Annotated in this window: 11 protein-coding genes; 7 read left to right on the top strand and 4 right to left on the bottom strand. The window is 71.7% G+C overall.

The genetic code is table 11. The annotated features are described in order from the left end of the window. Positions 1-11: 11 nt before the first annotated feature. Complete coding sequence (gene sufB / locus GSF22_RS08035) at positions 12-1442, bottom strand: Fe-S cluster assembly protein SufB (RefSeq protein ID WP_208812418.1); 1431 nt, start codon at positions 1440-1442, stop codon at positions 12-14. Beyond that, positions 1439-2200, bottom strand: a complete 762-nt coding sequence (locus GSF22_RS08030) for a helix-turn-helix transcriptional regulator (protein WP_208812416.1) — start codon at positions 2198-2200, stop codon at positions 1439-1441. The genes sufB and GSF22_RS08030 overlap by 4 nt, the downstream gene beginning before the upstream one ends. Before the next feature lie 119 nt (positions 2201-2319). On the opposite strand from GSF22_RS08030, the gene GSF22_RS08025 reads away from it, so the two are divergent. After that, positions 2320-3252, top strand: coding sequence for a COX15/CtaA family protein (locus GSF22_RS08025; RefSeq protein ID WP_208812446.1), 933 nt, complete (start codon positions 2320-2322; stop codon positions 3250-3252). A 106-nt stretch (positions 3253-3358) separates the two neighbouring features. Here the strand turns inward: GSF22_RS08025 and GSF22_RS08020 are convergent, their stop codons facing one another. Together GSF22_RS08020 and GSF22_RS08015 are read right to left on the bottom strand one after the other, a co-directional pair. After that, positions 3359-3694, bottom strand: a complete 336-nt coding sequence (locus GSF22_RS08020; RefSeq protein WP_208812414.1) for a hypothetical protein — start codon at positions 3692-3694, stop codon at positions 3359-3361. A 334-nt stretch (positions 3695-4028) separates the two neighbouring features. Beyond that, a complete protein-coding gene (locus GSF22_RS08015; RefSeq protein ID WP_208812411.1) occupies positions 4029-4985 on the bottom strand; it encodes a heme o synthase in 957 nt (318 codons plus the stop codon). Between the two features lie 338 nt (positions 4986-5323). Here GSF22_RS08015 and tkt point away from each other — a divergent pair, with 338 nt between their 5' ends. The 6 genes from tkt to pgl form a co-directional block, all read left to right on the top strand. After that, a complete protein-coding gene (tkt, locus tag GSF22_RS08010; RefSeq protein ID WP_208812409.1) occupies positions 5324-7462 on the top strand; it encodes a transketolase in 2139 nt (712 codons plus the stop codon). Positions 7463-7477: 15 nt separating this feature from the next. Continuing rightward, on the top strand, positions 7478-8680 hold the full coding sequence (gene tal, locus GSF22_RS08005; protein ID WP_208812407.1) for a transaldolase: 1203 nt from the start codon (positions 7478-7480) through the stop codon (positions 8678-8680). Positions 8681-8735: 55 nt separating this feature from the next. Next, a complete protein-coding gene (locus GSF22_RS08000; protein WP_208812444.1) occupies positions 8736-10436 on the top strand; it encodes a glucose-6-phosphate isomerase in 1701 nt (566 codons plus the stop codon). Between the two features lie 31 nt (positions 10437-10467). Next, positions 10468-11982 (top strand): glucose-6-phosphate dehydrogenase, encoded by a 1515-nt coding sequence (gene zwf / locus GSF22_RS07995; RefSeq protein ID WP_208812405.1) that lies wholly within the window; start codon positions 10468-10470, stop codon positions 11980-11982. After that, positions 11979-12992: a glucose-6-phosphate dehydrogenase assembly protein OpcA gene (locus GSF22_RS07990; protein WP_208812403.1), complete on the top strand. Its 1014-nt coding sequence runs from the start codon at positions 11979-11981 to the stop codon at positions 12990-12992. The genes zwf and GSF22_RS07990 overlap by 4 nt, the downstream gene beginning before the upstream one ends. 33 nt (positions 12993-13025) lie before the next feature. Continuing rightward, positions 13026-13518, top strand: a 493-nt coding sequence (gene pgl, locus GSF22_RS07985) for a 6-phosphogluconolactonase (RefSeq protein WP_208812401.1), incomplete at its 3' end; no start/stop codon positions are given.

Below are 13518 nucleotides of genomic sequence, written 5' to 3'. Positions count from 1 at the left end.
GGCGACCGGCGTCAGCCGACCGCGCCCTCCATCTGGAGCTCGATCAGGCGGTTGAGTTCGAGTGCGTACTCCATCGGCAGCTCCTTGGCGATCGGCTCGATGAAACCGCGCACGATCATCGCCATCGCCTCGTCCTCGCTGAGCCCCCGGCTCATCAGGTAGAAGAGCTGGTCGTCGCTGACCTTGGAGACTGTCGCCTCGTGCCCCATCGACACGTCGTCCTCACGGATGTCGACGTACGGGTAGGTGTCCGAGCGGGAGATGGTGTCGACCAGGAGCGCGTCGCACTTGACCGTGCTGCGGCTGTGGTGCGAACCCTCCAGCACCTGCACCAGACCCCGGTACGAGGTCCGGCCACCGCCCCGGGCGATCGACTTGGAGACGATCGTGCTGGAGGTGTGCGGCGCGGCGTGCACCATCTTGGCGCCCGCGTCCTGGTGCTGCCCCTCGCCGGCCATGGCCACCGAGAGCACCTCGCCCTTGGCGTGCTCGCCGGTCATGTAGACCGCCGGGTACTTCATGGTGACCTTGGAACCGATGTTGCCGTCGATCCACTCCATGGTCGCGCCCTCGTGGCAGACCGCCCGCTTGGTGACCAGGTTGTAGACGTTGTTCGACCAGTTCTGGATGGTGGTGTACCGGCAGCGCGCGTTCTTCTTGACGATGATCTCGACGACCGCGCTGTGCAGCGAGTCGGAGGAGTAGATCGGGGCGGTGCAGCCCTCGACGTAGTGCACGTAGGCGCCCTCGTCGACGATGATCAGCGTCCGCTCGAACTGGCCCATGTTCTCCGTGTTGATCCGGAAGTACGCCTGGAGCGGGATCTCCACCTGCACGCCCTTGGGCACGTAGATGAACGAGCCGCCGGACCAGACGGAGGTGTTCAGTGCGGCGAACTTGTTGTCGCCGACCGGGATCACCGTGCCGAAGTACTCCTTGAACAGGTCCTCGTGCTCGCGCAGGGCGGTGTCGGTGTCGAGGAAGACGACACCCTGCTCCTCCAGGTCCTCACGGATCTTGTGGTAGACCACCTCGGACTCGTACTGCGCGGCGACACCCGCGATCAGCCGCTGCTTCTCCGCCTCGGGGATGCCCAGCTTGTCGTAGGTGTTCTTGATGTCCTCGGGCAGGTCCTCCCAGCTGGTGGCCTGCTTCTCGGTGGACCGGACGAAGTACTTGATGTTGTCGAAGTCGATCCCGGTGAGGTCGGCGCCCCAGGCCGGCATGGGCTTGCGGCCGAACAGCCGCAGGCCCTTCAGCCGCAGGTCGAGCATCCACTCCGGCTCGCTCTTCTTGGCCGAGATGTCCCGCACCACCGCCTCGTTGAGGCCACGCTGGGCGACCGACCCGGCGATGTCCGGGTCGGCCCAGCCGTACTCGTAGCGGCCCAGGGCGGCGAGCTGCTCATCCTGGGTCAGTGGCTGGACGATCTGCTCGGTCATCTGTCTGTCCTCACAGTGGTGACGGTTCTACCGGACTGGGCACGCCCCGGCTGCCCGGGGATGTGCGTGGTGCACACCCCGTCGCCGTGCGCGATGGTGGCCAGGCGCTGCACGTGGGTGCCGATCAGGCGGGAGATCACCGCGGTCTCGGCCTCGCACAGCTGGGGGAACTCGGCTGCCACGTGCGCCACCGGGCAGTGGTGCTGGCAGAGCTGGCCGCCGGAGGCGATCGTGGTCGCGTTCGCAGCGTAACCCTCGGCGGTGAGGGCCCCCGCGAGTGCCTCCGCCCGGGCCAACGGGTCGTCGCCGGCCCCTTCGAGGGCGGCCCGGCAGCGGGCCTCCAGGGCGGCCACCTGCTCGGCGGCGAACGCGTCGACCGCGCCGGGGCCGCCCTCCCGGGCGATCCAGCGCAGCGCGGCGGTGGCCATGTTGTCGTAGTGGTGGGTGCCGCAGCGCCCCCGGGCGTCGTCGGTCAGCACGAACACCTTCGCCGGCCGGCCCCGGCGCCGGTTGGCCCGCACGGACTGCTCGCGGGCCACCACGTCGCCGTCGGCGAGCATGGCGTCCAGGTGCCGGCGGATGGCGGCCGGGCTGAGCCCGAGGGCCGCGCCGAGCTGGGCCGCGGTGAGCGCGCCCCGCTCCAGCAGGAGCTGACGGACCCGGTCCCGGGTGCGCGGGTCACCGGTGGTGCCGGACACGGCGGCCCCGGCGACCGGAGCGGTCGCCGGCTGCTCGGAGAGCGCCGCCATGTTTTTCACAACGCCAACGTTACGTAATTGGGTGACGGGTGGCAAACCCGGGGTACCGGTGATCCGGGCCACCGGGCCGGTCGGCCCGCCCGGAGCCCGAGCACTACGCTACGTAGGATTGGCGGGTGATGCGTTTCGACCGGTTCCCGGTCTCCACCGCGGTCGTGCGCCGGCTGGCGCTGGCCTCCATCGTCGCCAACGTCGCCATCGTCGGTACCGGCGGGGCGGTCCGGCTGACCGCCTCCGGCCTGGGTTGCCCGACCTGGCCCCGGTGCACCGACGAGTCGTACACCACCACGGCCGAGATGGGCATCCACGGGGTGATCGAGTTCGGCAACCGGCTGCTCACCTTCGCGGTCGGCCTGATCGCCCTGGCCGCTCTGGTCGCCGCCCTCCTGCACCCCCGGCGTCGCCGGCTGCTGCCCCTGGCGGTGGCGGTGTTCCTGGGCATCCCGGCCCAGGCGGTGATCGGCGGCATCACCGTGCTGACCGACCTGAACCCGTGGGTGGTGGGGCTGCACTTCCTCGCCTCCACGGCGGTCCTGGTGCCCGCGTACGCGCTCTGGCGGCGCAGTGGCGAGCCCGACGGGCCGGCCCTGCCGACCGTACCGGCCCCGCTGCGTACCCTCACCTGGCTGACCGTCGTGGTGAGCGCCGTCGTACTGGTGATCGGCACCTGGGTGACCGGCAGCGGGCCGCACGCCGGCGACCACGGTGCGGCCCGTAACGGGCTGGACCCGGAGACCATCGCCCAGGTGCACGCCGACGGCGTCTTCCTGCTCATCGGCCTGTCGGTGGCCCTGTGGTACGCCTTCCGCGCGGTCGGTGCCACCGGCGCCGCCCGGGCCGCGCTGCTGCTGCTCGCCGTCGAGCTGGGTCAGGGCCTGATCGGTTTCGTGCAGTACTTCACCCACCTGCCCGCGATCCTGGTCGGCGCGCACATGGTCGGGTCGTGCCTGGTCTGGCTGGCCACCCTGGCGGTGCTCTGGGCCACCCGGGAACGGCAGCCTACGGCGGTACCGGCGCCGGCAGCAGCCGGACAGTCGGTCGCGGTGGGCTGAGACCGGGCCGGTTCCACGGGCCCACCAGCCCACCTGGTACGACGAAGCGACCCGGGGTCTCCCCCGGGTCGCTTCCGTTATCGGGTCAGTTAGCGGACAAGGACTATCAACGGGCCATGGTGCGCCGGGCCATCGACCGCCACAGGTCGTTGCTCGGACGCATCTGGTCCATCAGTTCGCGTTCCCAGGTGTTCTCCACGGCAACTCCTGCTTTGGCGCAGGCCAGTCGCGCGACGTCCGTGCCGTCCGCGAACTGGTCAGCCCACGCGCCGTCCTCCCCCACGAGAACGATCCGCGCGCCCCGCTTGCCGACGTACTCGATGACCGCCTTCGCGCCGCCGTGGCCGGCGGCAAACGACTTGATGCCGGAGACCAGGCCGTTGGGGGCCTGGGTCGGGACGGTCTGTTCAGCCGTCAGCGTCGTATCGGAACCATCTGCCATACCGCGCAGCCTAAGCAGACCGACGCCGCCACGCGGGCCGACTATTGACAATTTGTGATGCCAATTACCTGCAGGTTTAGCCGGAAGCCCTGGAGATTTGCCCGGTTTTATACCACTTTATCGTGATTTTCTGTCCGGACATTTGCCGCTACAGAGGGTGACCGGGTCGCTGCATCGCGAATGGCGATAAAACTACCCCAGAGCCACATAGCACTCAGAACGAGACAAACAGGGCGGCGTTCGCTGACGAAGCCGGTCGGTCCGGACCGACCGGACGGGTCCGGTCAGATCAGTCGGTCAGATCAGGGAGCGTCCACCGCGACCGGCGCGCGGGTCAGATCAGGGCGTCCACCGCGACCGCCGCGAAGAGCAGCGTCAGGTAGGTGGTGGACCAGTGGAACAGCCGCATCGGCTTGACCGGCTCACCCCGGCGGGCCCGTCCGCACAGCTTGTGCGCCTCCACCAGGAAGATGCCGCCGACCAGCAGGGCGGTCACCCCGTAGATCAGGCTCATCCCGAACGGCCACACCAGCAGCGACGACAACACGGTCAACCAGGAGAAGACCAGGATCTCGGCGTTGACCCGCCGGGTGGAGGCGACCACCGGCAGCATCGGGATGCCGGCCCGCGCGTAGTCGGCCTTGTACTTGATGGCCAGCGCGTAGAAGTGCGGCATCTGCCAGAAGAAGACCACCGCGAAGAGCGCCCAGGCCGCCGGGGCCAGCGAACCGGTCACCGCCGCCCAGCCGATCAGCACCGGCGCCGCCCCGCACACCCCGCCCCAGAAGGTGTTCGCCGCCGTGGTCCGCTTCAACCACAGCGTGTAGACCAGGTCGTAGTAGGCGATCGCGGCCAGCGTCATCCCCGCCGCCAGCCAGTTGGTGAACACGGCCATCAGCGCCACCGACAGCGCCGCCAGCACCAGCCCGAAAACCAGGGCGTTGCGGGGCGACACGGTGTGCGCCGGCAACGGGCGCCGCTTGGTCCGCCGCATCAACTGGTCGATGTCCCGGTCGATGTAGCAGTTCAGCACGCTCGCCGCACCGGCGGCGAGGGAACCGCCGACCAGTACCACGGCCACCAGCCACAGCGCCGGCACACCCCCGTCGGCCAGCATCATCGCCGGCACCGTGGTGACCAGCAGCAGCTCGACGATCCGGGGCTTGGTGAGTGTCACGTACGCCGCCACGACCGCCCGGACGTCCCGTCGGGCCCGGCTGCCGCCGGCCGAGGCCCGCACGGACGGCTCCCCGGCGGGAGTGGTGACGGGGCGCTCGGTGATCATGCTCACGGATTGCACCTTCCGGCGTCGGCGCGTCGGCGCGAAGATTCTGGCGGCGGCGACCGGCCCGGGTCCACACACCGACCGACAGCCTACGCGCCACCGTTTGCGCTGCCCGGGCGACCCGTCAAGGGTGCGGGCGGTCACAGTCCGCCGACCGGAGGAGACCCGGCGTACGGACCGGACAGCACGGACAGCACGGACCGGACCGGTACGGACGCCCAGCTCACCGTAGAGCGAGATCCCGGGACAGACGTCGAGCACCGCTCGATAGGGTCACGTTTAGGACCCCTCGTTAGGGTCATCAGTGAGGGCTCTGCCCACCTGCTGCGAGGAGCACAACAGACGTGGCTGCCAACCGACCGGAGCACGACCGACTCACCTGGTCCGACCTCGACCGCCGCGCCGTCGACACGGTCCGCGTGCTGGCCATGGATGCCGTGGAGAAATCCGGCAACGGCCACCCCGGCACCGCGATGAGCCTCGCCCCTGCGGCGTACCTGCTCTTCAACCGGGTCATGCGGCACGACCCCACCGACCCCAACTGGCCGGGCCGGGACCGCTTCGTCCTCTCCGCCGGGCACTCCAGCCTCACCCTCTACATCCAGCTCTTCCTCTCCGGCTACCCGCTGAGCCTGGACGACCTCAAGGCGCTGCGGCAGTGGGGCTCGCTCACCCCGGGCCACCCGGAGCACGGCCACACCCCCGGCGTGGAGACCACCACCGGCCCGCTCGGCCAGGGCCTGGGCAACGCGGTCGGCATGGCGATGGCCGCCCGCCGGGAACGCGGCCTGTTCGACCCCGACGCCGCCCCCGGTGCCTCCGTCTTCGACCACCAGATCTGGTGCATCGTCTCCGACGGCGACATCGAGGAGGGCATCAGCCACGAGGCCAGCGCCCTCGCCGGGCACCAGCAGCTCGGCAACCTCACCGTGATCTACGACGACAACGAGATCTCGATCGAGGACGACACCCGGATCGCCAAGAGCGAGGACGTCGCCGCCCGGTACGCCGCGTACGGCTGGCACGTCCAGACCGTGGACTGGCGGCGCGGCGACGCCGACCAGGACGACTACCACGAGGACGTCGAGGAGCTGTACCAGGCGCTGGAGGCGGCCCGGGCGGAGACCGACCGGCCGTCGTTCGTCGCGCTGCGCACCATCATCGGCTGGCCCGCCCCGAACAAGAAGAACACCGGCAAGATCCACGGTTCGGCGCTCGGCGCCGCCGAGGTGGCCGCCACCAAGGAACTGCTCGGCTTCGACCCGGCGCAGACCTTCGCGGTGGACGAGAAGGTCCTCGCCCACGCCCGCGAGGCGCTCAACCGGGGCCGCGAGGCGCACGGGCAGTGGCAGCAGGCGTACGACGCCTGGGCCGCCGCCAACCCGGAGCGCAAGGCGCTGCACGACCGGTTGTCGACGCGTACCCTGCCGGCCGGCTGGACCGACGCGCTGCCGCAGTTCCCGGCGGACGCCAAGGGGATCGCCACCCGGGCCGCCTCCGGCAAGGTCCTGGAGGCCCTCGCCCCGGTCCTGCCGGAACTGTGGGGCGGCTCGGCGGACCTCGCCGAGAGCAACAACACCACGATGAAGGGCGAGCCGTCGTTCGTCCCCAGCAGCCACGCCACCAAGGAGTTCCCCGGCCACGAGTACGGCCGCACGCTGCACTTCGGCATCCGTGAGCACGCCATGGGCGCGATCCTCAACGGCATCGCACTGCACGGCGGCACCCGCCCGTACGGCGGCACGTTCCTGGTGTTCAGCGACTACATGCGCCCGTCGGTCCGGTTGGCCGCGCTGATGAAGCTGCCGGTGGTCTACGTCTGGACGCACGACTCGATCGGTCTGGGCGAGGACGGCCCGACGCACCAGCCGGTGGAGCACCTCTCCGCGCTGCGCGCCATCCCCGGCCTCGACGTGGTCCGCCCGGCCGACGCCAACGAGACCGCGTGGGCGTGGCGGCAGGCCCTGGAGCACACCGACCGGCCGACCGCGCTGGCGCTGAGCCGTCAGCCGCTGCCGGTCCTCGACCGCAGCGAGCTGGCCGACGCCGAGGGCACCGCCCGGGGCGGCTACGTCCTGGCCGAGGCGTCCAACGCCAAGCCGCAGGTGATCCTGATCGGTACCGGCTCGGAGGTGCAGCTCTGCCTGACCGCCCGGGAGCGGCTGGAGGCCGACGGTACCCCCACCCGGGTCGTGTCGATGCCCTGCCAGGAGTGGTTCCGGGCGCAGGACGAGGCGTACCGGGAGTCCGTCCTGCCGCGCGGGATCAAGGCCCGGGTCAGCGTCGAGGCCGGCATCGCGATGTCCTGGCACGACCTCGTCGGCGACTGCGGCGAGAACGTCAGTCTGGAGCACTACGGGGCGAGCGCGCCGCACAGCGTGCTGTTCGAGCAGTTCGGCTTCACCCCCGACCGGATCGTGGCCGCCGCGCACGCGGCGCTGACCCGGATCGGCGACATCACCGGTTTCACGACCGGCAACTGAGGGGAGCGTGTGAGCATGACGGACCGACTGGGTGAACTCACCGCCACCGGCGTGGCGATCTGGCTCGACGACCTTTCCCGGGTACGGCTCAGCTCCGGCGGGCTGGACCAGCTCCGCCGGGAGCAGCACGTGGTGGGGGTGACCACCAACCCGACCATCTTCGCCAAGGCCCTCAGCGACGCCGACGAGTACAACTGGCAGCTGCGGGACCTGGCCGCCCGGGGAGTGGACGTCGAGGAGGCGGTCCGCATGCTCACCACGTACGACGTGCGGTGGGCCTGCGACGTGATGCGCCCCGCGTACGACGCCAGCGGGGGCGTGGACGGACGGGTCTCCATCGAGGTGGACCCGCGCCTGGCCCACGACACCGACCGCACCGTCGCCGAGGCGAAGGCGCTGTGGTGGCTGGTGGACCGGCCGAACCTGTTCATCAAGATCCCGGCGACCGAGGCGGGCCTGCCGGCGATCACCCGCACCCTGGCCGAGGGGATCAGCGTGAACGTCACGCTGATCTTCGGCCTGGACCGGTACTCGGCGGTGATGGAGGCGTTCCTGGCCGGCCTGGAGCTGGCGAAGCAGAACGGCCACGACCTGACGAAGATCGGCTCGGTCGCCTCGTTCTTCGTCTCCCGGGTCGACTCCGAGGTCGACAAGAGACTGGACCGGATAGTCGGTGAAGCTTCCGACACCGCAGGCAAAGAAGGCGCGCTCGCGTTGAAGGGTCGCGCGGCGGTGGCCAACGCCCGACTGGCGTACGAGCGGTACGCCGAGGTCTTCTCCGGTGACCGGTGGCAGGCCCTGGCCGACGCCGGTGCCCACCCGCAGCGCCCGCTCTGGGCGTCGACGTCGACCAAGAACCCGGACTACCGGGACGTCATCTACGTCGAGGAACTGATCGCCCCGGGCACGGTCAACACCATGCCGGAGCCGGTCGTCCACGCCTTCGCCGACCACGGCGAGACGTCCGGCGACACCGTCACCGGTGCGTACGACGACGCCCGGGAGGTCTTCGCCGGCCTGGAGCGCGCCGGTGTCGACTTCACCGACGTCATCGCCGTCCTGGAACGGGAGGGCGTGGAGAAGTTCGAGGCGAGCTGGCAGGAACTGCTCGACGGGGTACGCCGCTCGCTGGAGGCCGCCGCGCACGGCACCGGTACGCCCAACAAGGCGGCCAGGGGCAACGCCGAGGCCGCCGCCCGGGCCGGGGGCAACGCGTGACCCGGTCCGTCGGGTGCCCGCCGACCGGGGCCGCCCCGGTGGGCGGGGCGCCGACGTGAGTGACCTGCTCGACGGGCCGGCGGAGTGCGCCGCCGGCCTGGCCGTGTACGGCGCCGACGCGGTGGACGCCACCGCGCCGGCGTCGGCCCGGGCCGCCCTGGTCGCCGCCGGCGTGCCGGGTCGACTGGCCGGCGGGGACCCGACCCTCTGGGGGCCGGACGCCGAGGACAACGCGCGGATCCGGCTCGGCTGGCGGGACACCCACCGGCGCAGCCGGGACCTGCTGCCCCAGCTCGCCGAGCTGAAGGCCGAGCTGGGTGACCTGGACCACGTGGTGGTCGCCGGGATGGGCGGCTCGTCCCTGGCCGCCGAGGTGATCTGCCGGACCCTCGGCTGTCAGCTGACCGTGCTGGACACTACCGATCCGGGGCAGGTCCGCGCGGCGCTCGGTGACCGGCTGGACCGGACCGTCGTGGTGGTGGCCAGCAAGTCCGGCTCGACGGTGGAGACCGACAGCCACCGCCGGGCCTACTGGCAGGCCTACCTGGACGCCGGGCTGAGCGAGGCCGAGGCCGGCCGGCACTTCGTCGTCGTCACCGACCCGGGTTCCCCGCTGGAGGCGACCGCCACCGAGATGGGCGCCTTCGTCGTCCCCGCCGACCCGGAGGTGGGCGGCCGGTACTCGGCGCTCACCGCGTTCGGGCTGGTACCGGCGGCCCTGGCCGGGGCAGAGGTGGCCGAACTGCTCGACCAGGCGGATGCCCTCGCCGACACGCTCGGCGGTGAACGGGACAATCCCGCGCTGGCCCTCGGCGCGGCGCTCGGCGCCGCCGCCGCCAGCGGCCGGGCCACCGTCGCCCTGGTCGGCGACGGGACGGGCATCGAAGGACTCGGCGACTGGATCGAACAGTTGCTCGCCGAGTCCACCGGCAAGTCCGGGCGGGGTCTGCTGCCGGTGGTGGTCGAGTCGCCGCAGAGCCCCGGCGCCACCGGGCCGGACGTGCTCACCGTGACCTACGGCGGGGCCCTGCCCGCCGGTGCGGTACCGGGCGCCGGGGTCAGCCCCGACCTCGCGGTCAACGGGCCGCTCGGCGCGCACTTCCTGGCCTGGGAGTACGCCACCGCGGTCGCGGCGGTGACGCTCGGCGTCGACCCGTTCGACCAGCCGGACGTCACCGGGTCGAAGCAGAACACCGACCGCATTCTGGCCGCCGGTGCCGCGCCGGACGGCCCGCCCCCGTTCCCGGACGGTTCGCCCCCGTTCGTGGACGGCCCGCCCTCGTTCGTCGAGGGCGCCGTCGAGGGGTACGCCCCGGCGGGTGTCCCCGGCGACCTGGCCGGGGCGCTGCGCTGGCTGTGCGCCGGGCTGGGCGACGACGGCTACCTGGCGGTGCTGGCCTATCTGGACCGGTCCGCCGACGCCGGGGCCGCCGACCTGCGCCCGCTGCTGGCCACCGTCACCGGCCGACCGGTGACCTTCGGCTGGGGGCCGCGCTTCCTGCACTCCACCGGGCAGTACCACAAGGGCGGGCCGCAGGTCGGTTCGTTCCTCCAGATCACCGGCGCCCCCACCGGGGATCTGGCGGTACCCGGTCGGCCGTACACCTTCGGTCAGCTCCAGGCGGCGCAGGCCGCCGGTGACCGGGAGACCCTGACCGGTCGGGGCCGGCCACTGCTGCGACTGCACCTGACCGAGCGGGCCGCCGGTCTGGCCCAGCTACGCGAGGCGGTACGCGGACTGGGGGCACGACAATGAGCCTGGAAGGTCAGTGGAGCGAGGAGGTGGCGTGAACCCACTGCGTGATCCGCAGGACCGTCGACTGCCCCGGATCCCGGAGCCCTGCGCTCTGGTGATCTTCGGAGTGACCGGCGACCTGGCCCGCAAGAAGCTGCTGCCGGCCGTCTACGACCTGGCCAACCGGGGCCTGCTCCCGCCGGGTTTCGTCGTGCTCGGCTTCGCCCGCCGCGACTGGGGCGACGGTGACTTCGAGTCGCTGGCCCACGAGTCGGCCCGCCAGCACGCCCGCACCCCGTGGCGGGAGGAGGTCTGGGCCCGGCTGGCCGGCAACATCAAGTTCGTCGGCGGCTCGTTCGACGACGACGCGGCCTTCGACCATCTCGCGGCGACCCTGGACGACCTGCGGGAGAGCCACGGCATCGCCGGCAACGCGGCGTTCTACTTCTCCATCCCCCCGGCCGCCTTCCCCGTGGTCCTCAAGCAGCTCGCCCGGACCGGCATGGCCGACAACGAGAAGTGCGGCGGCTGGCGCCGGGTGGTGGTGGAGAAGCCGTTCGGCCACGACCTGCCCTCGGCCAAGGCCCTCAACGACCTGGTCGACGACGTCTTCACCCGGCAGGACGTCTTCCGGATCGACCACTACCTGGGCAAGGAGACCGTCCAGAACATCCTCGCCCTGCGCTTCGCCAACAGTCTCTTCGAACCGCTGTGGAACTCCAAGTACGTCGACTCGGTGCAGATCACCATGGCCGAGGACGTCGGGATCGGCAGCCGGGCCGGCTTCTACGACTCGGCCGGCGCAGCCCGGGACGTGGTGCAGAACCACCTGCTCCAACTGCTCGCCCTGGTGGCGATGGAGGAGCCGACCAGCTTCGACGCGGACGAGATCCGCGCCGAGAAACTGAAGGTCCTCAAGGCGATCACCCTGCCCGCCGACGTCACCACGGGCACGGTACGCGGCCAGTACCTGCCCGGCTGGGTGGCCGGGCAGCGGGCCGTCGGCTACCTGGAGGAGGAGGGCGTACCGGCCGACTCGACCACCGAGACGTACGTCGCGGTGCGGCTGGGCATCCAGAACCGCCGCTGGGCGGGGGTGCCGTTCTACATCCGGGCCGGCAAGCGGCTGCCCCGCCGGGTCACCGAGGTGGCCATCATGTTCAAGAAGGCCCCGCACCTGCCGTTCAACCCGGCCGACATGGAGATGCTGGGCAACAACCAGCTCGTCATCCGGGTCCAGCCGGACGAGGGTGTGGTGCTCAAGTTCGGTTCCAAGGTGCCCGGGACGACGATGGAGGTCCGGGACATCGCGATGGACTTCCAGTACGGCGAGGCGTTCACCGAGTCCAGCCCGGAGGCGTACGAACGGCTCGTGCTCGACGTGCTGATCGGTGACCGGACCCTCTTCCCGGACGCCGCCGAGGTGGAGCAGAGCTGGCAGGTGGTCGACCCGCTGGAGCAGGCGTGGGCGGGGACCAGACCGGATCCGTACCGGGCCGGTGAGTGGGGTCCTCGGGCCGCCGACGAGATGCTGGCCCGCGAGGGTCGGGCCTGGAGGAGAGCATGATCGGGCTCTGGGACACCACCGGCAACGAGGTGGTCAAGGCCCTCGCCGCAGAACGACGCAGCGCGGGCGGGGTGGCCAGCGGGATGGCCCTGACACTGATCGTCGTGGTGGACGAGAAGCGGGTCCGGGAGGCGGAGGCGGCGGCCACCATCGCCGCCGCCGCCCACCCGTGCCGGCTGCTGGTCGTGGTCCGCTCGGACGTCGACCGGGACCGCAACCGGTTGGACGCGGAGATCGTCGTCGGCGGCCGGCTCGGCCCGTGCGAGGCGGTGGTGACCCGGATGTACGGCCGGCTGGCGCTGCACGCCGAGTCGGTGGTGATGCCGCTGCTGGTCCCGGACGTGCCGGTGGTCACCTGGTGGCACGAGGAGCCGCCGGTGGAGATCGCCAACGACTTCCTCGGTGTGGTGGCCGACCGGCGGATCACCGATGCCGCGCAGGCCAAGGACCCGATCGAGGCGCTGCGCCAGCGGGCCCGGGACTACGCCCCCGGGGACACCGACCTGGCGTGGAGCCGGATCACCCCGTGGCGCACCCTGGTGGCGGGCGCGTTCGACACCACCGACGCGAAGGTCACCGGCGCGAAGGTGGTCGCACCCCGTACCGACCCGACGGCCGCGCTGATGTCCGGGTGGTTGACCGCCCGGCTCGGGGTGCAACCCGAGTGGGAGCACACCGACGCGTACCCCCGGATGCGCTCGGTCGAGCTGCGGTGCGCCAACGGGGACCAGCTCGAACTGGTCCGGGAGGACAGCATGGCGACGTTCCGCCGGCCCGGTCAGGCCGAACGGCACCTGCCGCTGGTCCGCCGGCCACTCGGCGACGAACTGGCCGAGGAACTGCGGCGGCTCGACGCCGACCAGGTGTACGCCGACGCGCTGGGGGCGGTGACCGGGCTGTCCGGTCTCCAGTCCCGGCCCGCGCAGCGGGTACACGTGTGGAAGGATCCGGCGACCGCCAGCCGGGCCGAGGCGGGCATCAGTGCCCACCCGGAGACGAAGCAGGCGTGACCCGTACCGGCAGGACAGGAAAGAACACCAGTGATGAGTGAGGCGAGTGTCGCCGTCCACGCGGACCCCGATCTGCTCGCCCAGGCGGTCGCCGCCCGGCTGGTCGTCGCGATCCTCGACGCGCAGGCCGACCGGGGTGCGGCGTCGGTCGTCCTGACCGGCGGACGGATCGCCGCCGCGGTGTACCGGGCCGTCGGTGCGCTGCCGGCCCGGCACGCGGTCGACTGGTCCCGGGTGGACGTGTGGTGGGGTGACGAACGGTTCCTGCCCGCCGGGCATCCGGACCGCAACGAGACCCAGGCGCGGGCGGCGCTGCTCGACGCGCTGCCGCTGGACCCGGCCCGGGTACACCCGATGCCGCCGTCGGACGGCCCGGCCGGCGACGATCCCGAGGCGGCGGCGGCCGGGTACGCGGCCAGTCTCGCGGCAGCGGCCGGGCCGGGTGCGGTGCTGCCCCGCTTCGACGTGCTGATGCTCGGGGTCGGGGAGGACGGGCACGTCGCGTCGGTTTTCCCCGGGCATCCGC

Origin of the sequence: Micromonospora echinofusca (assembly GCF_017614955.1) — a bacterium.
In the GTDB taxonomy this organism is placed as follows: Bacteria; Actinomycetota; Actinomycetes; order Mycobacteriales; family Micromonosporaceae; genus Micromonospora; species Micromonospora echinofusca_A.
Note: the sequence above shows the minus strand (reverse complement) of the source record. Positions and strands in the feature narration are given on the sequence as shown.

Bases quoted from the DNA above. Each gene is read 5' to 3' on its own strand.
- sufB (WP_208812418.1), bottom strand. From the start codon at position 1,442: ATGACCGAGCAGATCGTCCAGCCACTGACCCAGGATGAGCAGCTCGCC.
- tal (WP_208812407.1), top strand. From the start codon at position 7,478: ATGACGGACCGACTGGGTGAACTCACCGCCACCGGCGTGGCGATCTGG.
- GSF22_RS07990 (WP_208812403.1), top strand. From the start codon at position 11,979: ATGATCGGGCTCTGGGACACCACCGGCAACGAGGTGGTCAAGGCCCTC.
- GSF22_RS08020 (WP_208812414.1), bottom strand. From the start codon at position 3,694: ATGGCAGATGGTTCCGATACGACGCTGACGGCTGAACAGACCGTCCCG.
- GSF22_RS08025 (WP_208812446.1), top strand. From the start codon at position 2,320: ATGCGTTTCGACCGGTTCCCGGTCTCCACCGCGGTCGTGCGCCGGCTG.